At 72.2% G+C, this 25,100-nt stretch carries 24 protein-coding genes; 8 read left to right on the top strand and 16 right to left on the bottom strand.

All coding sequences use genetic code 11. The annotated features are described in order from the left end of the window. Nucleotides 1–16: 16 nt before the first annotated feature. Nucleotides 17–1,225 carry a cytochrome P450 gene (locus tag ACGFZK_RS17145; RefSeq protein WP_393849680.1) on the top strand — a complete coding sequence of 403 codons (1,209 nt, stop codon included), beginning with the start codon at nt 17–19 and terminating at the stop codon, nt 1,223–1,225. 21 nt (nt 1,226–1,246) lie between these two features. Here the strand turns inward: ACGFZK_RS17145 and ACGFZK_RS17140 are convergent, their stop codons facing one another. Both ACGFZK_RS17140 and ACGFZK_RS17135 read right to left on the bottom strand, forming a co-directional pair. After that, nucleotides 1,247–2,830 carry an ABC transporter permease gene (locus ACGFZK_RS17140; RefSeq protein ID WP_393849679.1) on the bottom strand — a complete coding sequence of 528 codons (1,584 nt, stop codon included), beginning with the start codon at nt 2,828–2,830 and terminating at the stop codon, nt 1,247–1,249. Then, on the bottom strand, nt 2,827–3,723 hold the full coding sequence (locus ACGFZK_RS17135) for an ATP-binding cassette domain-containing protein (protein ID WP_393849678.1): 897 nt from the start codon (nt 3,721–3,723) through the stop codon (nt 2,827–2,829). The genes ACGFZK_RS17140 and ACGFZK_RS17135 overlap by 4 nt, the downstream gene beginning before the upstream one ends. Before the next feature lie 84 nt (nt 3,724–3,807). Here ACGFZK_RS17135 and ACGFZK_RS17130 point away from each other — a divergent pair, with 84 nt between their 5' ends. The 4 genes from ACGFZK_RS17130 to ACGFZK_RS17115 all read left to right on the top strand — a co-directional run bounded on the left by ACGFZK_RS17130 (nt 3,808) and on the right by ACGFZK_RS17115 (nt 7,838). Then, the gene (locus tag ACGFZK_RS17130) at nt 3,808–4,314 is read left to right on the top strand and encodes a GbsR/MarR family transcriptional regulator (RefSeq protein WP_393849837.1); all 507 of its coding nucleotides are present in this window, start codon (nt 3,808–3,810) and stop codon (nt 4,312–4,314) included. Nucleotides 4,315–4,488: 174 nt separating this feature from the next. Continuing rightward, entirely contained in the window at nt 4,489–4,908 is a 420-nt protein-coding gene (locus ACGFZK_RS17125; protein ID WP_393849677.1) for a helix-turn-helix domain-containing protein, read from the top strand. 10 nt (nt 4,909–4,918) lie between these two features. Then, nucleotides 4,919–5,335: a VOC family protein gene (locus ACGFZK_RS17120; RefSeq protein WP_393849676.1), complete on the top strand. Its 417-nt coding sequence runs from the start codon at nt 4,919–4,921 to the stop codon at nt 5,333–5,335. Nucleotides 5,336–5,390: 55 nt separating this feature from the next. Then, nucleotides 5,391–7,838: an ATP-binding cassette domain-containing protein gene (locus ACGFZK_RS17115; RefSeq protein WP_393849675.1), complete on the top strand. Its 2,448-nt coding sequence runs from the start codon at nt 5,391–5,393 to the stop codon at nt 7,836–7,838. On the opposite strand, the gene ACGFZK_RS17110 is transcribed toward ACGFZK_RS17115, so the two are convergent. Together ACGFZK_RS17110 and ACGFZK_RS17105 are read right to left on the bottom strand one after the other, a co-directional pair. Beyond that, the gene (locus ACGFZK_RS17110; protein WP_393849674.1) at nt 7,801–8,361 is read right to left on the bottom strand and encodes a hypothetical protein; all 561 of its coding nucleotides are present in this window, start codon (nt 8,359–8,361) and stop codon (nt 7,801–7,803) included. The genes ACGFZK_RS17115 and ACGFZK_RS17110 overlap by 38 nt on opposite strands. After that, complete coding sequence (locus ACGFZK_RS17105) at nt 8,358–9,188, bottom strand: diacylglycerol kinase (protein ID WP_393849836.1); 831 nt, start codon at nt 9,186–9,188, stop codon at nt 8,358–8,360. The genes ACGFZK_RS17110 and ACGFZK_RS17105 overlap by 4 nt, the downstream gene beginning before the upstream one ends. Before the next feature lie 184 nt (nt 9,189–9,372). Between ACGFZK_RS17105 and ACGFZK_RS17100 the strand changes: the two genes are divergently transcribed. From ACGFZK_RS17100 to ACGFZK_RS17090, 3 genes are all read left to right on the top strand, one after another. Then, nucleotides 9,373–10,656 carry an adenylosuccinate synthase gene (locus ACGFZK_RS17100; RefSeq protein WP_393849673.1) on the top strand — a complete coding sequence of 428 codons (1,284 nt, stop codon included), beginning with the start codon at nt 9,373–9,375 and terminating at the stop codon, nt 10,654–10,656. A 168-nt stretch (nt 10,657–10,824) separates the two neighbouring features. After that, the gene (locus tag ACGFZK_RS17095) at nt 10,825–11,649 is read left to right on the top strand and encodes a PP2C family protein-serine/threonine phosphatase (protein ID WP_393849672.1); all 825 of its coding nucleotides are present in this window, start codon (nt 10,825–10,827) and stop codon (nt 11,647–11,649) included. Nucleotides 11,650–11,693: 44 nt separating this feature from the next. Beyond that, nucleotides 11,694–12,674 (top strand): MASE1 domain-containing protein, encoded by a 981-nt coding sequence (locus ACGFZK_RS17090; RefSeq protein ID WP_393849671.1) that lies wholly within the window; start codon nt 11,694–11,696, stop codon nt 12,672–12,674. Between the two features lie 75 nt (nt 12,675–12,749). On the opposite strand, the gene ACGFZK_RS17085 is transcribed toward ACGFZK_RS17090, so the two are convergent. The 12 genes from ACGFZK_RS17085 to ACGFZK_RS17030 all read right to left on the bottom strand — a co-directional run bounded on the left by ACGFZK_RS17085 (nt 12,750) and on the right by ACGFZK_RS17030 (nt 25,030). Continuing rightward, complete coding sequence (locus tag ACGFZK_RS17085) at nt 12,750–14,357, bottom strand: hypothetical protein (protein WP_393849670.1); 1,608 nt, start codon at nt 14,355–14,357, stop codon at nt 12,750–12,752. Nucleotides 14,358–14,649: 292 nt separating this feature from the next. Beyond that, nucleotides 14,650–14,841: a hypothetical protein gene (locus ACGFZK_RS17080; protein WP_393849669.1), complete on the bottom strand. Its 192-nt coding sequence runs from the start codon at nt 14,839–14,841 to the stop codon at nt 14,650–14,652. 124 nt (nt 14,842–14,965) lie between these two features. Further along, the gene (locus tag ACGFZK_RS17075; RefSeq protein WP_393849668.1) at nt 14,966–15,844 is read right to left on the bottom strand and encodes an alpha/beta hydrolase; all 879 of its coding nucleotides are present in this window, start codon (nt 15,842–15,844) and stop codon (nt 14,966–14,968) included. A 172-nt stretch (nt 15,845–16,016) separates the two neighbouring features. Further along, the gene (gene kynU / locus ACGFZK_RS17070; RefSeq protein ID WP_393849667.1) at nt 16,017–17,222 is read right to left on the bottom strand and encodes a kynureninase; all 1,206 of its coding nucleotides are present in this window, start codon (nt 17,220–17,222) and stop codon (nt 16,017–16,019) included. Then, nucleotides 17,215–18,069: a tryptophan 2,3-dioxygenase family protein gene (locus tag ACGFZK_RS17065; RefSeq protein ID WP_393849666.1), complete on the bottom strand. Its 855-nt coding sequence runs from the start codon at nt 18,067–18,069 to the stop codon at nt 17,215–17,217. Before ACGFZK_RS17065 ends, kynU begins: the two co-directional genes overlap by 8 nt. A 166-nt stretch (nt 18,070–18,235) precedes the next feature. After that, nucleotides 18,236–18,649, bottom strand: coding sequence for a DUF3151 domain-containing protein (locus ACGFZK_RS17060; RefSeq protein ID WP_393849665.1), 414 nt, complete (start codon nt 18,647–18,649; stop codon nt 18,236–18,238). A 115-nt stretch (nt 18,650–18,764) separates the two neighbouring features. Then, nucleotides 18,765–19,523, bottom strand: a complete 759-nt coding sequence (locus tag ACGFZK_RS17055) for a ScbR family autoregulator-binding transcription factor (RefSeq protein WP_393849664.1) — start codon at nt 19,521–19,523, stop codon at nt 18,765–18,767. Between the two features lie 193 nt (nt 19,524–19,716). Next, the gene (gene fbaA, locus ACGFZK_RS17050; RefSeq protein ID WP_393849663.1) at nt 19,717–20,739 is read right to left on the bottom strand and encodes a class II fructose-bisphosphate aldolase; all 1,023 of its coding nucleotides are present in this window, start codon (nt 20,737–20,739) and stop codon (nt 19,717–19,719) included. 201 nt (nt 20,740–20,940) lie between these two features. Beyond that, complete coding sequence (pyrE, locus tag ACGFZK_RS17045) at nt 20,941–21,480, bottom strand: orotate phosphoribosyltransferase (protein WP_393849662.1); 540 nt, start codon at nt 21,478–21,480, stop codon at nt 20,941–20,943. Between the two features lie 219 nt (nt 21,481–21,699). Then, nucleotides 21,700–22,488, bottom strand: coding sequence for an aldose 1-epimerase (locus ACGFZK_RS17040; RefSeq protein WP_393849661.1), 789 nt, complete (start codon nt 22,486–22,488; stop codon nt 21,700–21,702). A gap of 32 nt (nt 22,489–22,520) precedes the next feature. Next, a complete protein-coding gene (locus ACGFZK_RS17035) occupies nt 22,521–23,354 on the bottom strand; it encodes an SRPBCC family protein (RefSeq protein ID WP_393849660.1) in 834 nt (277 codons plus the stop codon). Nucleotides 23,355–23,386: 32 nt separating this feature from the next. Then, the gene (locus ACGFZK_RS17030; RefSeq protein ID WP_393849659.1) at nt 23,387–25,030 is read right to left on the bottom strand and encodes a polyamine aminopropyltransferase; all 1,644 of its coding nucleotides are present in this window, start codon (nt 25,028–25,030) and stop codon (nt 23,387–23,389) included. Between the last annotated feature and the right edge of the window lie 70 nt (nt 25,031–25,100).

The following is a 25,100-nucleotide window of genomic DNA, read 5'->3' as shown; positions in this document are numbered from 1 at the left end:
CCGTTAGGGTGCGGGGATGGGCTTTGATCCGTGGGATGCCGCGTTCGTCGCCGATCCGTACCCGGCGTACCGGGAGTTGCGGGAGCAGGGGCGGGCGGTGTGGTGCGAGGCCACCGGCCAGTGGCTGGTGCCGCACTACGCCGATGTGAGTGCGCTGCTGCGGGACCGGCGGCTGGGGCGGACCTACCTCCACCGGTTCTCGCACGAGGAGTTCGGGCGGGAGGCGCCGCCGCCGGAGCACGAGCCCTTCCACGTGCTCAACGGCAACGGCCTGCTGGATCTGGAGGATCCGGCGCACGCGCGGGTGCGCAGGCTGGTGGCGAAGGCCTTCACCCCGCGGACGGTGGAGCGGCTCGTGCCCGCCGTGCAGCGGCTGGCCGGGGAGCTGGTGGGGCGGCTGCGCGCGGACGGGGGCGGGGATCTGCTCACCGTCGTCGCCGAGCCGCTGCCGGTGGCGGTGATCGCCGAGCTGCTGGGTGTGCCCGAGGCGGACCGGGGGCCGCTGCGGCCCTGGTCGGCGGACATCTGCGGGATGTTCGAGCTCCGGCCGGACGAGGAGACGGCGCGGCGTGCGGTGCGGGCGAGCGTCGAGTTCAGCGCGTACCTGCGCGGGCTGATCGCCGAGCGGCGCAGCCGCCCCGGTGAGGATTTGATCTCCGGGCTGATCGCCGCCCACGATGAGGAGGGTCGGCTCAGCGAGCAGGAGATGATCTCCACCTGTGTGCTGCTGCTGAACGCCGGGCACGAGGCCACCGTCAACACGACCGTCAACGGCTGGTGGGCGCTGTTCCGCAATCCCGAGCAGCTCGCCGCGCTCCGTGCGAGCCGCGATCCCGAAAAGTTGTCCACAGCTGTGGATGAACTCATGCGGTACGACACTCCCCTCCAGATGTTCGAGCGCTGGGTGCTCGACGACGTCCGGATCGGGGACACCGTCACCCCCCGCGGAGCCGAGGTCGCACTGTTGTTCGGGTCCGCGAACCGGGATCCTGCGCGCTTCGACGAGCCCGACACCCTGGACCTCGTACGGGCCGACAATCCGCACCTGACGTTCGGGGCGGGGATCCACTACTGCCTCGGGGCGCCGCTGGCGCGGCGGGAGCTGGAGGCCTCGTTCGGGGCGCTGCTGGCGGACGGAGTCCCGCCACTGCGGCTCGTCGAGGAGCCGCAGTGGCAGGACGGGTACGTCATCCGGGGGCTGAAGCAGCTGCTCGTGGAGTTCTAGGGGGTGTCTTGCCGGTCGGGCCTAAGCGATCATGTCGCGGCGGCGCAGGGCGGCCAGGCCCGCCGCCGTCAGCGCCGCCGCGAGGGCGGTCAGGGCCGTCAGCGGGGTCCAGTCCAGGGCCTGCCCGCCCGGCAGCCGGGGCAGGTGGGCGAAGGGCGAGAGGTCCAGGACGGCCTGCGGGAGGTTCAGCGCCGGGCCGATCCAGCCCAGGGCCAGCGCTCCCCCGGCCACCGCCCACGCGGCCGCCGCGTGACGGGGGACCGCGCCGTACAGCAGCGCCGCCAGCGCCCCGATCAGCCACACCGCCGGGAGCTGGGCGAGCGTGGCCCCGATCGCCGCGCCCGTCTCCCGGCCGTGCCCGAGACCGAGGCCGAGCCCCGCCAGCAGCAGGATCAGCGCCGAGCCGCCGAAGGCCACGGCCAGATGGCCGCCGGCCCAGCGCAGCCGGCCGACCGCGTTCGCCAGCAGCGGCTCCGCGCGCTGCCCCGACTCCTCGCCACCCAGGCGCAGTACCGCCGAGACGGCGTACAGGGCGGCGACCATGCCGAACATGCCGGCCATGGTGGAGAGGAAGGCGTCCGTGAGCGCGCCCGACCCGCCCTGCCCGCCCATCCGCTCGATGATCTCCCGGGTCCGGTCGTTGTCGCCGACCAGATCCGCGGCGCCGTCCGCCATCCCGCCGAAGACGACCCCGGCGATCAGAAAGCCCGCGCTCCAGCCCACTACGCTGCCGCGCTGCAGCCGCCAGGCCAGTGCGCCCGCCGTGCCGAGGCGCCCCTCGGCCGGCCCCGGCCGCGACGGCAGGAAGCTCATGCCCAGGTCACGGCGTCCCGCCAGGGCGTATGCGGCGCCCGCCTGCACCACGACGGCGGCGGCGAGCAGCAGGAGCACCCACCAGCGTTCGACTGCGAAGGCCCGCACGTTCTCCACCCAGCCGAGCGGCGAGGCCCAGGTCAGGGCCGACCGCCCGCCCCCCGCACCGGCGTCGCCCGCGGCCTTCAGGACGAAGGCGGCGCCGAGCACGGCGGCCGTCATCCCCTTGGCGGCGCGGGCACTCTCGGTCAGCTGGGCGGCGATGGCGGCCGTACAGGCGAAGAGCATGCCGGTGCCCGCGACGGCCAGGCCGAGCGCGACCGCGCCGGGGCCGCCCTGCCCGGCGAGACCGCCCGCGACGAGCAGGGCCACGCAGGCGTCGGCCACGAAGGCGGCGAGCAGGGCGGCGGTCAGCGGGGCCCGCCGCCCCACCATCGCTGCGCAGAGCAGCTCCTGACGGCCCGTCTCCTCCTCCTCGCGGGTGTGCCGGACGACGATGATCAGGCTCATCACGGCCGCGAGGACGGCGGCGTAGACACCGATCCGCCAGGCGGTCAGGCCGCCGAGGGAGTCGCCGAAGACCGGTCCGTACAGGGCGCGCATCGAGCTGTTGGCGTTCATCGAGGCGGCGGCCCGGGCGCGTTCGGCCGCGGTGGCGTACACACTGCCCAGCGAGCCGGGCATGCTCACCACCAGGAGCGCGGTGACCGCGATCCACACCGGCATCATCACGCGGTCGCGGCGCAGGGCGAGCCGCAGCAGCGCCCCGGTACCCGCCAGCTGGTTCGTCATCGGGACGCCTCTTCGGTGGTGTAGTGGCGCAGGAAGAGCTCTTCGAGGGTGGGCGGGGTGGAGGTCAGCGACCGCACCCCGGAGGCGGTGAGGGAACGCAGTACGGCGTCCAGCTTGTCGGTGTCGGCCTGGAGGCGGACCTTCAGCCCCTGCACCTCCACGTCGTACACGCCCGGCAGGTGGGCGAGGCCGTTCGGCGGGCCGGCGAGCTCGGCGCTGATGGACGTACGGGTGAGGTGGCGGAGTTCGGCGAGGGTGCCGGTCTCCACGGTGCGGCCCTTGCGGATGATGCTGACGCGGTCGCAGAGGGTCTCGACCTCGCTGAGGATGTGCGAGCTGAGCAGGATGGTGCGCCCGGCGGCGCGGGCCTCGGTGACGCAGTCCTGGAAGACCTCCTCCATCAGCGGGTCGAGGCCGGAGGTCGGTTCGTCGAGGACGAGCAGTTCGGCGTCGGAGGCGAAGGCGGCGACGAGGGCGACCTTCTGCCGGTTGCCCTTGGAGTACGTACGCCCCTTCTTGGTGGGGTCCAGCTCGAACCGCTCGACGAGCTCGGCGCGGCGGGTCCGGTCGAGGCCGCCGCGGAGGCGTCCGTAGAGGTCTATGACCTCGCCTCCGGAGAGGTCGCGCCACAGGGTGACGTCCCCGGGTACGTAGGCGATGCGGCGGTGGAGGGGGACCGCGTCGGCCCAGGGGTCGCCGCCGAGGAGTTCGGCGGTGCCGGAGTCGGCGCGCAGCAGGCCCAGCAGGACCCGGATGGTGGTGGACTTGCCGGCGCCGTTGGGGCCGAGGAAGCCGTGGACCTCGCCGGTGGTGACCGAGAGGTCGAGTCCGTCCAGTGCGCAGGTGCGGCCGAACGCCTTGTGAAGGCCGGCCACGCTGATTGCCTTGGTCATGCTTCCGAAGGTACGTTACTTTCACAATCTTGTGAAGATTGGGAATCTCAAGAATCGCGTAAAGTCGGGAGGGTGGCGGATGACATGGTGAACGAGGGCACGGGTACGCAGACCGGCGCACGCGACGGCGAGGCCGTCTCCCGCTTCGTCGAGCGGTTCGCCGCGCAGCTGACCGAGGCCGGCATGCAGCGGATGGCCGCGCGGGTCTTCGCCCAGCTGCTGGCCAGCGACGGGGCCGCGATGACCTCGGCGGAGCTCGGCGAGGCGCTGCGGATCAGCCCGGCCGCGGTGTCGGGCGCCGTGTCCTATCTGACCCAGGTCAACATGGTCAGCCGCGAACGCGAACCGGGCTCACGGCGCGACCGGTACGTCCTGCACAACGAGCTCTGGTACGAGACCTTCACACGCCGCGACCAGGTCCTGACCCTCTGGGAGAAGACCCTGAGCGAGGGCGCGGCCACCCTCGGCACCGACTCGCCCGCCGGGGCGCGCGTCGCGGAGACGGCGGCCTTCTTCGCGTTCATGCAGGGCGAGATGCTGGCGCTGATGGACCGCTGGCGGGCCCACAAGACCACCCTCGGCCTCGGCTGACCCGACCTGGCCGGGCGGGGCCGGGCCGGGCCGAGGCCGGGGCCGGGGCCGGGGCCGGATCCCGCCAAGCCCGCCGATCTCGACGAGCCCGCCGATCCCGCCGATCCCGAAGAGCGGATCCGGAAGCGCCGATACCCGCAGACGCGACAGCGCCCGCATGCCATGCTGGAACGCATGAACCTGGAGGACCTGGTACGGCTGCGCCGCGCCCGGGACATGATGGACCGCGAGTACGCGGAACCGCTGGACGTTCAGGCGCTCGCGAACGTCGCCCTCATGTCGGCCGGACACTTCTCCCGCAGCTTCCGCGCCGCCTTCGGGGAAACCCCGTACAGCTACCTCATGACCCGCCGCGTCGAGCGCGCGAAGGCGCTGCTGCGCCGCGGCGACCTGAGCGTCACGGACGTCTGCTTCGCCGTCGGATGTACCTCGCTGGGGTCCTTCAGCTCGCGCTTCACCGAGCTCGTCGGCGAGACCCCCAGCGCCTACCGGGCCCGCAGCCACGACGACGGCGCGCAGATCCCGGCGTGCGTCGCCAAGGTCTTCACGCGACCGGTCAGGATCGGAGAAGCGAAATCCGCGCCCTCCTCGTAGCGTCGACGTCATGGACATCAACCTCTCTCAGTGCTTCATCGCAGTCGACGACCACGACAAGGCGCTCGCGTTCTACCGCGACGTCCTCGGCCTGGAGGTACGCAACGACGTCGGGTTCGAGGGGATGCGCTGGGTGACCGTCGGCTCGCCCGCGCAGCCGGACGTGGAGATCGTCCTCGAGCCGCCGCTCGCCGACCCCAATGCCTCGCCGGCCGACCGTCAGGCGGTGGCGGAGCTGCTGGCCAAGGGCATGCTGCGCGGCGTGATCTTCTCCACCGACGACGTCGACGCCACCTTCGAGCGCATCCGGGCCGCCGGCGGGGAGGTGCTGCAGGAGCCGGTCGACCAGCCGTACGGCGTCCGCGACTGCGCCTTCCGCGACCCGGCCGGCAACATGCTCCGCTTCAACCAGCCCCGCAAGCACTGAGGACCGACTGCCGCAGGAGTCCGCGCAGGCGGCCCGCCCGAGAGATGGAGACACGATGAGCAGGGCCGCCAAGCCGGACCCCCGGTCGCCCGCACCGAACGCGTCGAGCGCCTCGAACGCGTCGAGCGCCTCGAACGCGTCCGTGCCGCACGCTGCCGACAGCCACGGTCTGATCCGCGTGCACGGCGCACGCGTGAACAACCTCAAGGACGTCAGCATCGAGCTCCCCAAGCGCCGGCTGACGGTGTTCACCGGAGTCTCCGGTTCGGGCAAGAGCTCGCTGGTGTTCGACACGATCGCCGCAGAATCCCAGCGGATGATCAACGAGACCTACAGCACCTTCGTCCAGGGCTTCATGCCGACGCTGGCCCGCCCCGAGGTCGACGTACTGGACGGGCTGACCACCGCGATCACCGTCGACCAGCAGCGTATGGGCGGCGACCCCCGCTCCACCGTCGGCACCGCCACCGACGCCAACGCGATGCTCCGCATCCTCTTCAGCCGCCTCGGCAAGCCCCACATCGGCCCGCCCAGCGCGTACTCCTTCAACGTCGCCTCGGTCCGGGGGAGCGGCGGAATCACGGTCGAGCGCGGCGCCGACAAGACCAGGACGGTCAAGGCGACCTTCTCCCGCACCGGCGGCATGTGCGTGCGCTGCGAAGGCCGGGGCTCGGTCTCCGACATCGACCTCACCCAGCTCTACGACGACTCCAAGTCGCTCGCCGAGGGCGCGTTCACCATCCCCGGCTGGAAGTCCGACAGCTTCTGGACCGTGCGGGTCTACGCCGAGTCGGGCTTCCTCGACCCGGACAAGCCGATCCGCAAGTTCACCAAGAAGGAGATGCAGGACTTCCTCTACCGGGAGCCCACCAAGGTGAAGGTCGAGGGCGTCAACCTCACCTACGAGGGCCTCATCCCCAAGATCCAGAAGTCCTTCCTGTCCAAGGACAAGGAGGCGATGCAGCCCCACATCCGGGCCTTCGTGGAACGGGCGGTCACCTTCACCGTCTGCCCCGAGTGCGAGGGCAGCCGCCTCAGCGAGGGCGCCCGGTCGTCGAAGATCAAGAAGATCAGCATCGCCGACGCCTGCACGATGCAGATCAGCGACCTGGCCGAGTGGGTCCGCGGCCTCACCGAGCCCTCGGTGGCCCCGCTGCTCGCCGCGCTCCGGCTCACCCTCGACTCCTTCGTCGAGATCGGCCTCGGCTACCTCTCCCTCGACCGGGCCTCGGGCACGCTGTCGGGCGGCGAGGCGCAGCGCGTCAAGATGATCCGCCACCTCGGCTCCTCGCTCACCGATGTCACCTACGTCTTCGACGAGCCCACCATCGGCCTGCACCCGCACGACATCCAGCGCATGAACGACCTCCTGCTGCGGCTGCGCGACAAGGGCAACACGGTGCTCGTCGTGGAGCACAAGCCGGAGACCATCGCGATCGCCGACCACGTCGTCGACATCGGCCCCGGCGCGGGCACCGCGGGCGGCACCGTCTGCTACGAGGGCACCGTCGAGGGGCTGCGCTCCGCCGGCACCATCACGGGCCGCCACCTCGACGACCGGGCCAAGCTCAAGGCGTCGGTCCGCGAGTCCACCGGCGCGCTGGAGATCCGCGGGGCGAGTGCGAACAACCTGCGCGACGTCGACGTCGACATCCCGCTCGGCGTGCTCACGGTCGTCACCGGCGTCGCCGGTTCCGGCAAGAGCTCCCTGCTGCACAAGTCGCTCTCCCCCGACGCGGACGTGGTCTCGATCGACCAGGCCGCGATCCGCGGCTCGCGGCGCAGCAACCCGGCGACGTACACCGGACTGCTCGACCCGATCCGCAAGGCGTTCGCCAAGGTCAACGGGGTGAAGCCGGCACTGTTCAGCGCCAACTCCGAGGGTGCCTGCCCCAACTGCAACGGCGCCGGCGTCATCTTCACCGACCTGGCGATGATGGCCGGGGTCACGACCACCTGCGAGGAGTGCGAGGGCAAGCGGTTCGAGGCGTCGGTCCTGGAGTACCACCTCGGCGGCCGCGACATCAGCGAGGTACTCGCGATGTCGGTGACCGAGGCCGAGGAGTTCTTCGGCGCGGGCGAGGCGCACACGCCGGCCGCGCACCGCATCCTCACCCGGCTCGCCGACGTCGGGCTCGGCTACCTCAGCCTCGGCCAGCCGCTCACCACGCTCTCCGGCGGCGAGCGGCAGCGGCTCAAGCTGGCCACGCACATGGCGGAGAAGGGCGGCGTCTACGTGCTCGACGAGCCGACCACCGGCCTGCACCTCGCCGACGTGGAACAGCTCCTCGGCCTGCTCGACCGGCTGGTCGACTCCGGGAAGTCGGTCATCGTCATCGAGCACCACCAGGCCGTCATGGCGCACGCCGACTGGATCATCGACCTCGGTCCCGGCGCCGGTCACGACGGCGGCCGGATCGTCTTCGAGGGCACCCCCGCCGACCTCGTGGCGGACCGTTCCACCCTCACGGGCGAGCACCTCGCGGCGTACGTCGGCGCCTGACCGCCGTCGCCCGGCGCGCGGGCCGCGCGTAGCCCAGCCGGCCGGAGTAGGGGACCCACAGGGCCCCGCCCGCGGCCGGGTCGCCCGCGAGCCGCACCACCTGCGCGTCCGGGGCGGTGGCCGTACGGGGCCACGGCCGCGGCGGCAGTGCCCGCCGGCCCAGCGGGCCCAGGGTCAGTACGTGCCGCCCGCCGGCCAGCACCAGCACCGGCGGGCGCCACCCGGCACGGACCACCACGGCCTCGTACGGGGTCCAGCGCACGGCGGGGTCCCGCAGCACGCGCCGGACCCGCCGGGCGGCGAGCAGTTCCCGCGCTCCGAGCAGCGCCGGGCCCAGCACCGCGCCCAGGGTCGCCACCGGCACCGGCACCGGCGGCCGGCCGGGACCGAGGACGGCCGCGACCACCACCGGCCAGCAGAACACCGGGAGCAGGCACAGCAGCAGCGCGTCGCGCCGCCAGTCGCCCAGCGCGTCCCGCAGCGCCGGGGCCTCCGGCCGCCCCGGGTCACCCGGTGTGGTCACCGGGGCACGGTCAGCGTCCATGCCCCGGGACGGAGGGTCCACGTACGGCGGCGGACCGGTCCGGTCATCGCCGCATCGGCGCGGTAGCGGAAATCCGCGCCCGACACCGTCACCGTCTTCGCCCGGACCGTCACCGTCGCATCGGCGGAACCGCCGCCCGTCCGGACCACGACCTCCGCCGGACCGCCGTCGTCCCGGGTGCGAACCGCAACGTCCTGCACCGGCTGGTCCACGTCCGCCAGCAGCACCCCGTCGGCCTCGACCCGCAGCCGGTGCCGGGCCGTGCCCGCACCGCCGGCCGCCGCCACCGGGCGGACCAGCGTCCGGACCAGCGAGCGGTACGCGCTCCACACCGACGGCCCGGCGGGCCGCGCGACCCCGTGCACCGGCGGGATCCGCAGCGCGCCGAGCACCACCCCGTCGCTGTCGTCGACGAGCAGGTCGCAGCTCCGCACCGCCCCGTCGAGCACCGCCCGGGCCGCCGGAACGGCCGAAAGCGGCACGCCGAGGGACCTGGCCAGGCCCAGCGACCCCACCGGACCCACCGGCACCAGCGCCAGGGGGCCCTCCGCGAGCCCCCGCTCCCGGTGCAGCAGCCCCACGGTGCGCACCAGGGCCCGGTCGTCACCGACGATCACCAGCCGCCGATGACCGCGGCGGGCAAGAGCCCGCGCAAATTCCTCCTGCGAATCCGGGAGGCAGATTTTCGCTGCCGCGCCCGCTGACAACACATCCTTCGCGATCCGCACGGACTCGCCGTCAAGACGGCGGGCGACCGGGTCGACGAGCACGAGCAGGCCGCCTACCGGCGCGCCCGCATGGCTCATGGTGGGCTCTGGAGCCGACACCTCGGTCCTTCCTCGGGTAGCATCTTTGTGCAAGAGGCCCTTGCGCTATTGCGCCAGGGCCTTCGTCTATTCCGGGGTACCGGTCCGACGGCTCAGCCTGCGGTGTACATCGTCGTACGCCCCCTGACCTTGGACATGCCCCATCCGGAAGAGGTGTACGCCTGTGCCCGCTCTTGTGCTGCTCGGAGCTCAGTGGGGTGACGAGGGCAAGGGAAAGGCCACCGACCTGCTCGGTGGATCCGTTGACTATGTAGTGCGCTACCAGGGCGGCAACAATGCCGGCCACACGGTCGTCGTAGGCGACCAGAAGTACGCGCTGCACCTTCTCCCTTCCGGCATCCTCTCCCCCGGATGCACCCCGGTCATCGGTAACGGCGTCGTCGTCGACCCGGCCGTCCTGCTCTCCGAGCTGCGCGGCCTGAACGAGCGCGGCATCGACACCTCCAAGCTGCTCCTCAGCGGCAACGCGCACCTGATCACGCCGTACAACGTGACGCTCGACAAGGTCGGCGAGCGTTTCCTCGGCAAGCGCAAGATCGGTACGACCGGTCGCGGCATCGGCCCGACGTACGCGGACAAGATCAACCGCATCGGCATCCGCGTCCAGGACCTCTACGACGAGTCGATCCTCATCCAGAAGGTGGAGGCGGCGCTGGAGGGCAAGAACCAGCTCCTCGCGAAGCTCTACAACCGCCGCGCGATCGACGCCGCCCAGATCGTCGAGGAGATGCTCCAGTACGCGGAGCAGATCAAGCCGTACGTCGCCGACACCACCCTGATCCTCAACAACGCGCTGGACGAGGACAAGGTCGTGCTGTTCGAGGGCGGACAGGGCACCCTGCTCGACGTCGACCACGGCACCTATCCCTTCGTCACCTCGTCGAACCCGACCGCCGGCGGCGCCTGCACCGGCACCGGCGTGGGCCCGACGAAGATCAGCCGTGTCATCGGCATCCTCAAGGCCTACACGACCCGCGTCGGCGCGGGCCCGTTCCCGACCGAGCTGTTCGACCAGGACGGCGAGGACCTGCGCCGCATCGGCGGCGAGCGCGGCGTGACCACCGGACGTGACCGCCGCTGCGGCTGGTTCGACGCGCCGATCGCACGTTACGCCACCCGTGTGAACGGCCTCACCGACTTCTTCCTGACGAAGCTGGACGTACTGACCGGCTGGGAGCAGATCCCGGTCTGCGTCGCGTACGAGATCGACGGCAAGCGCGTCGAGGAGCTGCCGTACTCGCAGACGGACTTCCACCACGCGAAGCCGATCTACGAATACCTCCCCGGCTGGTCCGAGGACATCACCAAGGCCAAGACCTTCGACGAGCTCCCGGCGAACGCCCGGGCGTACGTCAAGGCCCTGGAGGAGATGTCGGGCGCCCCGATCTCCGCGATCGGCGTCGGCCCCGGCCGTACCGAGACGATCGAGATCAACTCGTTCCTCTAGGCCACGGGCCCGAAGGGGCGGCAGGCGCCACCGCGCCCGCCGCCCCTTCGGCGTTCCCGGCTGAGGGCACCGTCTCGGGGGGCGGGTTCCGGGTGGGCGGAAATATGATGTGCACGGGCTGTGCGCGCAGCGGAAGCAGGGACGGATGGATGCACCTCGGAGCGTTCCGTGAGTCCTCGCCGTGCCCCGCGCGTGGCCAGCGCCGACCTGCTCAGCACACTCGGGCGGCTCGCCGACCAGGCGCGTCGCGGGGTGGAGCTGCAGCAGGCCCGGGTGGACCTGGCCGAGGCGCTGCAGAGCGAGATGCTGCCCGCCTCGCTGCCCGCCCTGCCGGGCCTGCGGACCGCCGCCCGGTACGCGCCCGCCCGGCACGGCCTGGACATCGGCGGCGACTGGTACGACGGCTTCCGGCTGCCCGGGGGCGCGCTCGCCTTCTGCATCGGTGACGTCCAGGGGCACGACGTGGAGGCGGCCGCCTTCATGGGGCAGGTGCGGATCTGTCTGCGCGCCGTGGCCGCCGTCGTCGTCGATCCGGGCGAGGTGCTGAGCCGGGCCAACGAGGTGCTGCTCTCCATGGACCGCGATCTCTTCGCGACCTGCAGTCTGCTCCGCTTCGATCCGCAGACTCGGGAGCTGGAGACGGCCCGGGCCGGCCACGTCCCGGCGATCTGGGCGACCGTCGACGGCGAGTACGGCATAGCCGAGGACGACGGCGGCCTGCCGCTGAACCTGATGCCGGGGGCGGGGTACGCGGTGACCCGGCGCCGGCTGACGAAGGCGGGCTCGATCGTCCTGCTCACCGACGGCGTGGTCGAGGGCCCGAAGTTCCCGATCGAGGTGGGGCTGGAGCGGGTGGCCAAGGTCGTCCGGGAGGCGGCGGGCGCCGATCCGGGCGAGCTGGCCGCCGAGGTGATGAAGGTGGCCGACTCCACCGGCCACGCCGACGACGCCGCCGTGCTCGTCCTGAGTCACGACGCCGCGGGACCCCGGTAGCGCGTGTCACGGCCCGCCCCGGGGCCGGGCTGTTGTCTGATGCTGTGGTGCGCACCGAGGGATGGCGACGTCTGCCCGCAGCTCTTCCACCGATCCTCGCCGTCGCGCTCGCCTACTACGCGGGCGGACGGATCGGCCTCCTCCAGCGCGTGGTCGTCGACGGCGCCGAGGTCACGCCGCTGTGGCTGCCGACCGGCATCGCACTGGCTTCCCTGCTCTGGCTGGGCCTGCGGGTGTGGCCGGGGATCGCGCTCGGTACGTACCTGGCCATCGAGCGGATCAGCGATTTCGAGCTGTCCGGCCTCGGGATCGTCGCGGGGAACACCCTCGCGATGGTGTGCGCGTACCTGCTGCTGCGATGGGCCGGCTTCCGTACCGAGCTGGACCGGCTGCGGGACGCGCTCGCGCTGGTCTTCCTGGGCGGTCTGCTGCCGATGCTGATCAGCGCGACGATCGGGACCTGGACGCTGGTGCTCACCGGGAAGCTGCCGACGGCGCAGTTCTGGCCGGTCTGGGCGGCCTGGTGGGCCGGGGACGCGATGGGCGTGATCGTGGTGACACCGCTGCTGCTCGTCCTGCGCCGGGTCGTGGCGGTCCGGCGGCACCGGGACGGCTACCGGGCGGTGGAGGCGGTGGCCCTGCTGGTCTGCGCCGTCGCCGTCACCCTCGTGGCCACCAGGACCCCGCTCTCGCTGCTGTTCCTGGTCTTCCCGCTGATCATCTGGGCGGCCGTACGCTTCCAGCTCGCCGGGAGCGCTCCGTGCACCCTGCTGGTGTCGGTCCTGACGATCTCGGCGGCGATCGACCGCGAAGGGCCGTTCGCCGACCGCAGCCTGCTCGAGATCATGATCAATCTCCAGGCCCTCAACGGCGCGGCGGCCCTGACCGGGCTGCTGCTGTCGGCCCTGGTCACCGAGCAGAACAACGTCCGCCTGAAGATCGAGCAGGTCTGCGAGGACCTCGCAGACCTGGTGGACCACCTGGCCCCGGGCAAACCGGACCGCCGGACCGAACCGGACGGATAGCCGGACGGACGGCGGACGGCTGACCGGACGGACGGCGGACGCCCCGGAAGCGGATCCCGGGGCGTCCGACGCGCACTAGTTGGTCTCGTAGTAGCCGAAGACGTCGACGACCAGGTCGGTGGTCGCCCACTCCTCCCAGCTCTGGTTGAAGAAGTCGACGATGCCGTTCTCGCCGGAGCTGGCCTGGACCAGGTTCGCGACGGTCCGGCCCTTGCCCAGCCAGTTCAGGGTGGAGGAACCGGGAGCTTCGGCCGGCTCGGCCGTGCCGTTGTTGTAGTCGTCCAGCGAGTTCGGGTCCGGGGCCACCGAGAGGAATCCGGTGTTGCCGGTGTTGGTGACCGTGGCGTTCAGCACGTAGCCCGAGACACCGTCGTCCTCGGGCCGGGGGGAGAACACGACGGGCTTGTAGTAACCGCCGGGGATCACACCGTGGTACGGGTCCTGGGCCTCACGGGTGTCCAGCCGGCGGAAGGGGGCGACCGGGACGAACGCACCCTTGCTGTCCGGGCTGTAGTAGCCGACCACGTCGACGACGACGTCCGCCCCGGCGTAGGCACCGTTGCGGAAGCTGATCTTGCCGTCCTTGCCGACGGGCACGATCACCGAGTTGGCGATGGTCTGACCGGCACCGAAGTTCAGGCTGGAGGTGTCCGGCGCCGTCTGCCCGCTCGGGAAGACGGTCAGGTGACCGTAGCGCCCGGGGTTGGTGACGGTGACGTTCAGCGCGACGGCGGTGGTGCCCTGGGGCACGCCGCGCAGGCCGCTGATCTGCGTGCTGAAGGTCGCCTGGCCGCCCAGCTGGCCCCTGGAGGTGCCGAGGCCCTCGCGGGTGTCGACGAAGCGGGCCGGGGTCATCGGGGTGTAACCGCTGGACGCCTTCGGCGTGAAGTAGCCGCTGACGTCGGCGATCAGGTGGGTGCGCGAGCCCCAGCTGGCGTTGTACAGGTCGACGTAGCCGTTCTTGCCGACCGGCACGATCACCTGGTTCGGGACGGTCTGACCGGCCTCCCAGTTGACGTTCGACGTCTTCGGGCGCTCCCCGCCCTCCGGGAAGGCGGTGACGAACCCGGAGTTGTTGGTTTCGGTGGCGGTCACGTTGAGGACGACCGCGGTGACCCCCTCCGGGATGCCGGCGTTGCCGCCGACCTTCACCCGGGCGGTGCCGGACGGCAGCACGTAGCCCGAGGGTCCACCGATCCCGGACCGGGTGTCCAGCAGACGCGTGGGCGCGACCGGGGTGAACTCCGAACCCGCGGTGCCGTACGGGAGTTCGTTGACGACCTGGACCCCGTTAGCGGCGTCCGTCACCGTGACCTTGACGTCGTACTCGCCGAGCTCGGCGTACGCGTGCCTGTGCGTCAGCTCGCCGGCCCCCGAGGCGGCGACGACGTCCTTCTTCCCGTCGCCCCACTCGACGGTGACGCTCAGCGACGCGGTCTCGCTGATCAGGTCGGTCACCAGCTCCAGCCCGTGGGCGCTGGTGCTCGTGGCCGTCAGGACCATGTTCAGGTCCGGGTTACCCGCAGCGGCGGCAGCCTTCCCCTTGGCTGCCGGCAGGGTCTTGCGGACCGACTTCTCGGCCGGGCTCTTGAAGGTCTTGAAGTTCGACGCTGCGGACTTGCCGAGGTCGAGGTTCGGCGCCGCGGCGGGCGGCGGCGAGACGGGCTCGGCCGCCTGGGCCATACCCGGAACGAGACCGATCGTGGCCGCGATGACGGCAACGGAAATTACGAGACGGCGACTGCGCACCGGCCCCCCCATTTTTGAACGTGCTCAGTATTGAGGCTCCAGAGTACACAGATCCTCATCGAACGATCAGCGAATTTCCGCACGAACACCGGGAGTTGGCGTGATTCTGTCCGACAGTGCGCCCAATGCCCCTTCAGAGCCGGCACCGCAACAGGAGAAAAAGGAGAAAGCGGAGGAGCAGGAGGGGCGGCTCGCTATGGCCTGCCGCCCCGCCGCCCCTCCCCGCTCACTCGACCTTGTTCCTGCCGGTGGGCTGCTCCTTGCGCACCGTACGGTCGGCAGGGCTGCCGACCGTACGGACCGCGGACGCCTCGGCCTTCGCCACGACGGGCGGGCTTGCGGGCTCGGCCGGTCCCTCGGCGGCCGAAGCCGTGCCCGGCATGACACCGAGACCGGCCGCCACGAGGGCAGCGGTCATTACGAGTCGGCGATTGCGCACCGGCCCCCCATTTTTTTCTGTTTTTGAACGCGATCAGAGTGAAACGTGATCAGCGTACACAGGGATCCGGCCACCCCTGACATGCTTTTGGGGCCGCCGTGCCCTACCAGGCCAGCTGCGAGATCTCCTCGGCCACCACCGCGCACGCGTCCGCCGCCGGGTCGATCAGCGGGAAGTGACCGACCGCGTCGAGCAGCGTCAGCCCGACCGTCTCCCCCGCCTTCGCGGCCGCCGCCACATACGCCTCGGCCACCTGCTGCGGGACCACGATGTCGTCCCGGCCCTGGACCACCGCCGTGGCGATCCCCGTCGGCAGCAGCGCCGCCGGATCGGCGTACGGCAGCCGCTCGTCCCAGTGGTCGGCCCCGCCCAGCAGCTGCGCGCTCGCGCCGCCGCACACGCCCAGCTCCTGCGCCACCGCGAAGTCCGCGATCGGGGCCAGCGCCACCACACCACGCAGCATCGGCGGGGACTGCAGCCGCCACGGGGAGCCGGCCGGGAGCACGTGCCGGGCCGCGGCCCACAGCGCGAGGTGGCCGCCCGCGGAGTGCCCGGTGACCACCGTGCGGCGGACGTCCGCCTGCGGGAGCGCGGTCGCGGCGAGGTCCGGGAGGGCGTCCATCGCGGCGGCGACGTCGTCGAAGGTCTCCGGCCAGCGCCCGGCGACCGGTCCCCCGGCGTTCTGGTGCGGCAGGGAACTGCCGCGCCGGTACTCGACGTTGGCGACGGCGAAACCCCGCCGGGCCAGGAAGTCCGCGATCGGCGTGACGTGCTGCCGGTCGTACGGGGCCCGCCAGGCGCCCCCGTGCAGCAGCACCACGAGCGGGGCCGGGCCCCGGGCCTCGCCGCGCGGGGCGTAGAAGTCGACGACGTGGTCGGGGTGTTCCCCGTACGTGGCGGTCGCGTCCGGCGCGACGGACGGGTGGGCGAAGGCCGAGGCGGCCTCGGCGGCGTCCCGTTCCACTGCGGCGGGGTCCGTCATCGGCTCAACCTCTCGGTAACGCGTGGGACAGCGGGGACAGGTGTTCCGGTGTTCCGGGCAGAGCGGGACCGTATCAGTCTGGAACAGGAGGTTCCGTGCGGTGCCCGGAATATGACCGGGCGGACGGAGCCGTAGCCCCGCCCGCCCGGTGATGTGACGTTTCGCTAGTGGGTCACCCGAAAATGTGACCCAGTGTGCGTGCGGCACGCTCGGCGTCGGCGAAACCGACGTAGAGCGGGGTGAAGCCGAAGCGCAGGACGTCGGGCGCCCGGAAGTCGCCGATGACGCCCCGGGAGATGAGCTCCCCCATGACCTCACGGGCGTTCTCGGTGCGCAGCGAGATCTGGCTGCCGCGGTGCTCGTGCCCGGCCGGAGTGACCGACTCGACCCGGCCCTGCGGGACGTACGCCGCCACGCATGCGAGGAAGAAGTCCGTCAGGGCGAGGGACTTGGCCCGTACGGCGTCGACGGACACCCCGTCCCAGGCGTCGAGCGCCGACTCCAGCGCCAGCATGGACAGGATGTCCGGGGTGCCGACGCGCCCGCGGGTCGCGCCCTCGGCCGCCTCGAAGCCCGGGGTCATCGCGAAGGGATCCGCATGGCCGTTCCAGCCCGGGAGCGGGGAGTCGAAGCCGGCCTGGTGGCGGGCCGCGATGTACAGGTACGCGGGCGAGCCGGGGCCGCCGTTGAGGTACTTGTACGTGCAGCCGACCGCCAGGTCGACGGCGTGCGCGTCGAGGCCGACGGGGAGGGCCCCGGCGGAGTGGCAGAGGTCCCAGACCGTGATCGCCCCGGCGGCGCGGGCCGCCGTGGTGAGGGCGGGCAGGTCGTGGAGCCGGCCGCTGCGGTAGTCGACGTGGTTGAGGAGCACCACGGCGGTGTCCGCGTCCATGGCCTCGGCCGCGTGCGAGGGGTCCACCGGAACGACGGTCAGGCCCGTCATCCGGGCCGCCGACTCCGCGATGTAGCCGTCGGTGGGGAAGGTGGCGGCGTCGACCAGCATCCGGGTCCGGCCGGGGGCGGCGAGGCGTGCGGCGCCGACCAGGGCCTTGAAGAGGTTGACGCTGGTGGAGTCACCGACGACCACCTGGCCGGGGGCCGCGCCGATGAGCGGGGCGAGCTTGTCGCCTATTCGCTCGGGCGCGGTCCACCAGCCGCTCTCGTCCCAGGACCGGATGAGGAGCTCGCCCCACTGCCTGGCGACGACGTCGGCGGTGGTGTCCGCGACACCGGCCGGCAGGGCGCCGAGGGAGTTCCCGTCCAGGTAGACGACCCCGTCGGGGAGGACGAAGCGCTCGCGGAGCTTCGCGAGCCCGTCGGCGGCGTCCAGTTCGGCCGCGCGGTTCTTCAGGTCGGTGTCCGCGGTGATGTCAGACATGACTGCGGGCCGTCCAGAGCTCCGGGAAGACGTTCTTCGTCGCGCGCTTCTCCAGCCAGGTCACACCGGCCGAGCCGCCCGTGCCCGTCTTCGCTCCCATCGCGCGGCGGGTGGCGACCAGGTGGTCGTTGCGCCAGCGCCAGACGAGTTCGGCGACATCGGTGAGGACCTCGCCGAGGCGGTGCAGATCCAGGGTCTCGCTGTCGTCCGGGGCGGCGTACAGGCCGGTCCACACGGCCTCGACCTCGGCCGAGGGCTCGTAGCGCAGCGAGAGGTCGCGGTTCAGGACGGCGTCCGGGACCGGGAGCCCGCGGCGGGCGAGCAGGCGCAGCACCTCGTCGTAGAGGCTGGGCTCGTGCAGGGCCTTCTCCAGCTCCGCGTGGACGCGCGGGGCGCCCCGGTGCGGGACCAGCATGGAGGAGGACTTCTCGCCGAGCAGGAACTCCATCCGGCGGTACATCGCCGACTGGAAACCGGAACCTTCGCCGAGGGCGGACCGGTAGGCGTTGAACTGCCCCGGGGTGAGCTGGGCGAGCGGGCGCCAGGAGGCGTTGAGGGCCTCCAGTTCGCGGAGGGAACGTTTCAGCGCATCCATCGCGACCGGGATGCGGTCCTCGCGCAGGGCCTTCGCGGCGGTTTCCCACTCGTGGACGATGACCGTGAACCACAGCTCCATGACCTGGGTCGTGACCAGGAAGACCATCTCGCCCGGGTCGTCCGAGCGCAGGTGCTGGAGATGGGTGAGAACGTCCGCCTGGACGTAGTCCTCGTACGGGGTCGTGCCGTCGAAGTCGAGGTTCGGGGTGTCCGACCCGCCGACTCCGGAGGCATCAAGGGTGTTCGACATCGCTGTCTCCTCGACACGTGCTTCCGGGTAGCGGTCCGCCCCTTCCGTGAGGTGAGTGGAGCCCCGGTCCCCTGCTCGCATCATAGGACCCCGTCGCGCCGGCGCTCCAGCGGGGAGTGACACAGACCACACAATTTCGGTGCGTGTCACTCCCCGCCGTACGGCCTCAGGCGCTCAGCGTGTCCGCCGCCGTCGGGGACGAGTCGCGCAGGAAGGTCGAGCAGCGCTCGTACTCCTCCTTCTCGCCGATCTCCCCGGCCGCGCGGGCCAGGGCGTGCAGGGCGCGCAGGAAGCCGCGGTTCGGCTCGTGCTCCCACGGCACCGGGCCGTGGCCCTTCCATCCGGCGCGGCGCAGGGCGTCGAGGCCGCGGTGGTAGCCCGTACGGGCGTAGGCGTACGACTCGACCGTGCTGCCGGCGGCGAAGGCCTCGTCGGCGAGGATCGCCCAGGCGAGGGACGACGTGGGGTGCGCGGCCGCCACCTCGACGGCGGGGGTGCCGGCGGCGATGGCCTCGCGGCCGGGCTCGTCGGGCAGGTGGGTGGGGGCGGGGCCCCCGAGCAGGTTCTGGTGAATGGACATGCCCCCAGTCTGCCGGGCCGCTGCCGCCGGGCCGAGCGGTGGTGCGTCGCGATCCGGTACGCGGGGGTGGACGGCCCCCTTCGGGGGGAACCGGAGGGGCCCCGGCCGGCCGGGATCAGCCGACGGCGACCGGCTCTGCGGGCGCCGGGGCGGACGGGCCGGAGGGGCCGGAGGGGCCGGACGGGCCGGACGGGCCGGAGGGGGTCGAGCAGTCGCACCGGTGGGCCTCGTTCCCGCCGTGCAGCACCCTGGCGCCGCGACCCGGGGCGGTGTCGAGCCGGTCCGCCACGGCCGGGACCACCACGCTCGGCATCACGCTCGTGTACAGCGCCGAGACCTCCCGGTCCAGTTCGAGCCCGAGGGTCTGCGCCAGCACGTTGAGCCCGGCGAAGGCCCCGACCACCAGCCGCGACGGCCCCGACGGGTCCACGTGCGGGAGCAGTTCGCCGCGCGCCTTCGCCTCCACCATCAACGCGGTGTGCAGGTCGATCCACCCCTGGTACGGCGCCGCCCGGTCCAGTTCCCGGCCGTTCTGCTCCAGGGTGAGCCGGGCGCTGCCGCGCATCAGCACGTCGTGCAGGAGGCGGTGCGAGAAGACCATGCCGACGTCGACGAACTCCTGTGCCTTGAACTCCTGCGGGGTGACCGGCACGTGCATGCTGACCTGGGCATCGATCACGGCCTGCGCCAGGTCCTCCTTCGAGTCGAAGTGGAAGTAGAGCGCACCCTTGGTGACGTTGGCGAGCTTGACGATCTCCGTCAGCTTGGCCGCGCCGTACCCCCGGTTCTCGAACACCACGGCGGCGGCTTCCAGGATCGCCCGGCGGGTCCGAACCGCGCGGTCCTGCATCACCTGTGGTCGTTCGCCCCTCATCTGCATCCGTCCCCCTCCGCTCCCCCGGTCGGTCGGCCGTACGTGCCCCCGGCACCTACCGCCGTGTGCAGTTCACACCATCGTGGAGCCACCGTCCACCGGCGTCTTCACCCCTGCCGGCGGAAACGCCGAAGGGCCCGGCCTCCGTCGTGGGACGGGGGCCGGGCCCTTCGGTACGGCTCGCCGAAGGCGACTACTTCAGCTTCGTGCCGGTGGAGCGCAGGTCCGCGCACGCGAGCGCAACGCGCGAGGCCATGCCCGCCTCGGCGGCCTTGCCCCAGGTGCGGGGGTCGTACTTGGACTTCGTGCCGACCTCGCCGTCGACCTTCAGGACACCGGCGTAGTTGCTGAACATGTGGTCCACGACCGGGCGGGTGAAGGCGTACTGGGTGTCGGTGTCGAGGTTCATCTTCACGACGCCGTTCTCCAGCGCGGTGGCGATCTCCTCGGCCGTGGAGCCCGAGCCGCCGTGGAAGACGAAGTCGAACGGCGAGGCCTTGCCGTACTTCTCGGCGACACCGGCCTGGAGGTCCTTGAGGAGCTCGGGGCGCAGGACGACGTTGCCCGGCTTGTAGACGCCGTGGACGTTGCCGAAGGACGCGGCCAGCAGGTAGCGGCCCTTCTCGCCCAGGCCGAGGGCCTCGGCGGTACGGATCGCGTCGTCGACGGTGGTGTACAGCTCGTCGTTGATCTCGTGGCTGACGCCGTCCTCCTCGCCGCCGGTCGGGGTGATCTCGACCTCAAGGATGATCTTGGCGGCGACGGCCTTGGCGAGCAGCTCCTGGCCGATGGCCAGGTTGTCGGCCAGGGTCTCGGCGGAGCCGTCCCACATGTGCGACTGGAAGAGCGGGTTCAGGCCGCGGGCCACGCGCTCGGCGGAGATGTCGAGCAGCGGACGTACGTAACCGTCCAGCTTGTCCTTGGGGCAGTGGTCCGTGTGCAGGGCGACCGTGATGTCGTACTTGGCGGCCACGATGTGCGCGAACTCGGCCAGGGCGACCGCGCCGGTGACCATGTCCTTGTTGTGCTGGCCACCCAGGAACTCCGCACCACCGGTGGAGATCTGGATGATGCCGTCGCTCTCGGCCTCCGCGAAGCCGCGCAGGGCAGCGTGCAGGGTCTGGGAGGAGGTCACGTTGATGGCCGGGTAGGCGAACTTGCCTGCCTTCGCCCGGTCGAGCATCTCGTTGTAGACCTCGGGGGTTGCGATGGGCATCTGTCCGCTCCTTGGATGTGCGGGGAGTGTGCTTATTACGGGCCCTGACCTGGGGGCGACGTCATCGTCGCGCCTATCTTTCCAGACTCGGCGCGGGGGTCCAGACCGCCGGTCTCACGGGAAGGGCGAACGGCCCGGGACGTTTCACGTGAAACATCCCGGGCGCCCGGAAAAGGGCAGGTCAGGGCGCGCTGGGCCGCCCTAGGACAGGCCGAGGTCCTCAAGGAGGTATCCGGTGAGGTAGGGCAGGCCGGCCTCGGCGATCGCGTCGGCCGCACCACGGTCGACGATCGTGGCGACGGCGACGACCTCGCCGCCGGCCTCGCGGACCGCCTCGACGGCGGTCAGCGGGGAGCCGCCGGTGGTCGAGGTGTCCTCGACCACCAGGCAGCGCTTGCCCTTCACGTCGGTGCCCTCGATACGGCGCTGCATGCCGTGGGCCTTCTGCGCCTTGCGGACGACGAAGGCGTCCAGGCGCTGACCGCGCGCCGCGGAGGCGTGCAGCATCGACGTGGCGACCGGGTCGGCGCCCAGGGTCAGACCGCCGACGCAGTCGAATTCGAGCTCGGCGGTCAGGTCCAGCATGACCTGACCGACCAGCGGGGCCGCCTCGCCGTCGAGGGTGATCCGGCGGAGGTCGATGTAGTAGTCGGCCTCGCGGCCGGAGGAGAGGATCACCTTGCCGTGCACGACGGCCTTGTCCTTGATCTGCTGCAGAAGCGCATCGCGTACGTCACTCATGCGTCTGAGCTTAGAGGCGGCCCGGGCGAGACCTCGACGACAGGGCCCGGGCGCCTCCCGGGGGGTGTCCTGTCGATCAGGGCGGATCAGGGAGCGGTGCCTGGTGCGTGCGGTCGCAAGGCCGGGGAGGGAGCCGAAGCGGAGCGTCGGCGGCCGACGAGAACGCGGCGGGCGTGCGTGCCGGGTGACGCGAGCCCGGCCTGACCGGCACGACACCCCCTAACCGAGCCGCCGCCACGTCCAGGTCGTGGAGACCTCCAGCGGATCCACCGGGGTGACCAGGCGCGGGAGGGTGGTCAGGCCGTTCGGCGGGCCCGACTGCGGCTCCACGCAGACGGCCTCGGACTCCTCGTCGTAGATGACCACCCATTCGGCGCGGCTGGTGACCCGTACTTCGAGGGCCCCGGGCCAGGTGAGGGTGACGTCGACGCCGTGCGGCATGCCGAAGCAGTCGTCCCAGGGGCCGGGCTTGGGGTCGATGCGGTTGCCGGTGGGGAGGTGGTCGGCGCCGCGCTCTTCCTGCCACTCGGGGTCGAAGGCGACCTCCACGTCCGGGCCGCCGGCCCCGAGGTTGCGCAGGAACCAGGGGTGCCAGCCGGCCTGGGCCGGGAAGGAGTCCCCGTACGTCTCGACGCCCATGGTCAGGGTCAGCGAGTCCTCGGCGAGCGTGACGACCTGGGTCACCCGGCCGGGGTACGGCCACGGGTCGGTGAGGTCGTAGGTGAAGGCGGCCTCGGTGGTGGTGGCTCCGGCCGGGCGCCAGGGCGCGTCGCGGGCAAGGCCGTGGAGCGCGTGCGGCGGGTGGTTGAGCGGCATCTGGTGGACGGTCGCGCCGTCGCGGAACTGCCCGTTCGCGATCCGGCCGCACCAGGGCACCATCGGGAAGGCCCCGAACCTCGGCCCTTGGCGCAGCAGCTCCGTCCCGTCGATGCGCAGGCTGCTGATCCGGCAGCCGTTCACCTGGTCGACCGTCACCTCGGCGCCGCCGGCGCTCAGTTGCGTACTCATGCGGTCGACCCTAATGCGGCCGGGCCCGCAGGTCAGCGACGGCGGCGCAGGGCCCGGCCGATGACGACGGCGGAGGCCAGTGCGAGGGCGGCGGCCGGGGCGATCCAGCGCAGGCTGTCACCGGCGGTGGCGGAGGCGGGCGCGGGGACCGGGGCGTACCGGCCGCGCGGCGGCGCGTGGTCGACCTCCTCCGCACTGCGGCCGATCATGGTGCGGCGGGCGTGGGCGGCTTCGGCCGGGGGCCGGGGGGCTCCGTCGGTGCTCTCGAAGCGGCCGGCGAGGAAGGGATCCAGGGACGGCTGCGGCACGTCGGTCTCGAACAGCGATGCGGTGACCTCGGTGGCGTCGTCCTGTTCGCCCGCAGCCTCCTCGGCCTCGGCCACCGGGTCGCGCAAGGCCTCACCGGCCACCTCGTCGCCGGTCACCTCGTCCTCGGGCGCGGACCCGATGGTCAGCTGTCCGGCGGCCCGGTCCAGCAGCCGCGCCACGGCGGTGGCCGCGGCCTCGGGCGGGAAGCCGGCGGCGCGCCCGTCGGCGCTGGCCCCGGCGGTGAAGTCCAGCCGGGTCCCGTCCGGGGCCGGTGTCAGCCGCAGTTCGACGGCGAACTTCACGGTGCCGCTGCCGCGGACCTCGGTGCCCTCACCGTCGAAGGTGAAGTGGCCGGGGTCCCGCTCGGTGACGGTCAGGGCCCCCCGGTAGGTCACGGTGCTGCCTCCGACCCGGACCTTGAGCCGGCCCGAGACCGGCCCGGCCTCGGTGTCGGCATCCTGCTGGAGTCCCGGCACGCACCGGGCCACCCTGGCGGGGTCGCGCAGCACGGCGCGGAGATCGTCGGCCGGTACCGGGACGAACACCTGATGCTCCATGCGGTCGAGCCTACCGACGAGACCGCACCGGGTCACGAATACCGCGGGTGCGGCAGGGTCGACGGCGGAAGTCCCGGCACCCGGGTGCGTTCCGCGTCGCGTGCGGCGTCCTGCAGGGAGCGGGTCGACAGGGAGCGCAGCGCGGGCGTGTCGCGGTCCACGCGCAGGGGCGGGTCCTGGTCCCGGGCGGCCAGGACGAAGCCCCAGTCCTGCGGCGGTGCGTCGGTCACTCCGAGGGGGCTGCGGTCGGGTCCCGCGGCGAAGCCCGTGAGGCGGCCGCCCGCGCTGTAGGGGGCGGTGCGCAGTCCGGCCGCGCGGAGGGTGGAGTCGACGGTCCAGTACGTACGCGGGCGCGTGGCCAGCGGTCCGGCGTGCACGGCGATCCGGCCCCCGGGGCGCAGGGCCCGCGCGGCCAGCCCGTAGAACTCCTGCGAGTACAGCTTGGTGCTGGAGGTGATGCCCGGGTCGGGGAGGTCGGAGACGATGACGTCGAAGCGGTCCGCGGCGGCCGACCCCCGCAGCCAGCGGAAGGCGTCCTGTGTGACGACGGCCAGCCGAGGGTCCTCGTACACCCGGGCGTTGAGCGCGGAGAGCATCGGATCGGTGCGGGCCAGACGGACCACGCCGGGGTCGAGCTCGACGACGGTGACGGAGGAGACGTCCCGATAGCGGAGCACCTCGCGGGCGGCGAGCCCGTCGCCACCGCCGAGGACCAGGACGCGGGCGTGCGGGCCGGTCATCGCGGGGTGCACCAGGGCCTCGTGGTAGCGGTACTCGTCGTAGCCGCTGACCCGCAGCCGTCCGTCGAGGTAGAGGTCGAGGGAGCGCGGGGAGCCGGTGGGGGGCCCGGTGAGCACCAGCTCCTGCACCCCGGTCCGGACGGCGACCCGTACCTCCCCGCCGTAGACGGCGCGCCGGGCGGTCCGTTCGAAGTCGTCGGCGAGGACGGTCGCGGAGGCCAGCACGGCCAGCACGGCCACGTTCGCGGCGATCAGCAGCCAGCGGCAGCGTCTGCTCAGGTCCCGGCGGAACAGCCACAGGACCAGTCCGCCGCCGACGATCACGTTGACGGTGCCGGTGAGCATGGCGCCGGTGAGCTGGCCGAGCATCGGGAGCAGCAGGAACGGGAAGGCGAGGCCGCCGACGAGGGCGCCCACGTAGTCGGCGGCGAACAGGTCGGCGACGGCCCCGCCCGCGTCCTGTCTGCGGATGCGCTGGATGAGGACCATCAGCAGCGGGATCTCGGCGCCGATGAGCACCCCGATGGCGAAGGAGAAGGCGACGAGCGCCGGGCGGGACTCCCCCAGCCAGGCGAAACTCGCGTACAGCGCTATGGCCGAGAGCCCGCCGAGGAGGGCGAGCCCGGCCTCGATGGCGCCGAAGCCGAAGGCGGGCCGGTGGCGGAAGCGCTTGGCGAGCAGGGAGCCGACGCCCATGGCGAAGACCATGACGGACAGCACGACCGACGCCTGGGTGACGGAGTCGCCGATGAGGTAGGTGCCGAGCGCGAGCAGCTCCAGCTCGTACACGAGCCCGCAGGCGGCGCAGATGAACACGGTGGCCAGGACGAGGAGCCGGCCGGTCCGGGGCCGTACGGGCAGGGCGGCCGGGACGGTCGCGACGCCCCGCGGCTCCGGAGCCGGGAGCACCCGGCGCGGGACGGAACGGTCGATCATGAAGCGAACCGTACGTCACCGCTCACCTGCATCCGGTCACCCACATGGGTGCAAGTGGCTTACTGGTCCC

Origin of the sequence: Streptomyces sp. NPDC048257 (assembly GCF_043201855.1) — a bacterium.
GTDB lineage: Bacteria > Actinomycetota > Actinomycetes > Streptomycetales > Streptomycetaceae > Streptomyces.
The sequence above is the reverse complement of the archived record's forward strand: the minus strand, read 5'-3'. Positions and strand labels throughout refer to the sequence as shown.

Bases quoted from the DNA above. Each gene is read 5' to 3' on its own strand.
- ACGFZK_RS17145 (WP_393849680.1), top strand. From the start codon at position 17: ATGGGCTTTGATCCGTGGGATGCCGCGTTCGTCGCCGATCCGTACCCG.
- ACGFZK_RS17135 (WP_393849678.1), bottom strand. From the start codon at position 3,723: ATGACCAAGGCAATCAGCGTGGCCGGCCTTCACAAGGCGTTCGGCCGC.
- ACGFZK_RS17115 (WP_393849675.1), top strand. From the start codon at position 5,391: ATGAGCAGGGCCGCCAAGCCGGACCCCCGGTCGCCCGCACCGAACGCG.
- ACGFZK_RS17105 (WP_393849836.1), bottom strand. From the start codon at position 9,188: ATGAGCCATGCGGGCGCGCCGGTAGGCGGCCTGCTCGTGCTCGTCGAC.
- ACGFZK_RS17030 (WP_393849659.1), bottom strand. From the start codon at position 25,030: ATGATCGACCGTTCCGTCCCGCGCCGGGTGCTCCCGGCTCCGGAGCCG.
- ACGFZK_RS17080 (WP_393849669.1), bottom strand. From the start codon at position 14,841: ATGACCGCTGCCCTCGTGGCGGCCGGTCTCGGTGTCATGCCGGGCACG.
- ACGFZK_RS17065 (WP_393849666.1), bottom strand. From the start codon at position 18,069: ATGTCGAACACCCTTGATGCCTCCGGAGTCGGCGGGTCGGACACCCCG.
- ACGFZK_RS17060 (WP_393849665.1), bottom strand. From the start codon at position 18,649: ATGTCCATTCACCAGAACCTGCTCGGGGGCCCCGCCCCCACCCACCTG.
- ACGFZK_RS17055 (WP_393849664.1), bottom strand. From the start codon at position 19,523: ATGAGGGGCGAACGACCACAGGTGATGCAGGACCGCGCGGTTCGGACC.
- ACGFZK_RS17120 (WP_393849676.1), top strand. From the start codon at position 4,919: ATGGACATCAACCTCTCTCAGTGCTTCATCGCAGTCGACGACCACGAC.
- kynU (WP_393849667.1), bottom strand. From the start codon at position 17,222: ATGTCTGACATCACCGCGGACACCGACCTGAAGAACCGCGCGGCCGAA.
- fbaA (WP_393849663.1), bottom strand. From the start codon at position 20,739: ATGCCCATCGCAACCCCCGAGGTCTACAACGAGATGCTCGACCGGGCG.
- ACGFZK_RS17040 (WP_393849661.1), bottom strand. From the start codon at position 22,488: ATGAGTACGCAACTGAGCGCCGGCGGCGCCGAGGTGACGGTCGACCAG.
- ACGFZK_RS17035 (WP_393849660.1), bottom strand. From the start codon at position 23,354: ATGGAGCATCAGGTGTTCGTCCCGGTACCGGCCGACGATCTCCGCGCC.
- ACGFZK_RS17075 (WP_393849668.1), bottom strand. From the start codon at position 15,844: ATGACGGACCCCGCCGCAGTGGAACGGGACGCCGCCGAGGCCGCCTCG.
- pyrE (WP_393849662.1), bottom strand. From the start codon at position 21,480: ATGAGTGACGTACGCGATGCGCTTCTGCAGCAGATCAAGGACAAGGCC.
- ACGFZK_RS17130 (WP_393849837.1), top strand. From the start codon at position 3,808: ATGGTGAACGAGGGCACGGGTACGCAGACCGGCGCACGCGACGGCGAG.
- ACGFZK_RS17085 (WP_393849670.1), bottom strand. From the start codon at position 14,357: ATGGCCCAGGCGGCCGAGCCCGTCTCGCCGCCGCCCGCCGCGGCGCCG.
- ACGFZK_RS17125 (WP_393849677.1), top strand. From the start codon at position 4,489: ATGAACCTGGAGGACCTGGTACGGCTGCGCCGCGCCCGGGACATGATG.
- ACGFZK_RS17140 (WP_393849679.1), bottom strand. From the start codon at position 2,830: ATGACGAACCAGCTGGCGGGTACCGGGGCGCTGCTGCGGCTCGCCCTG.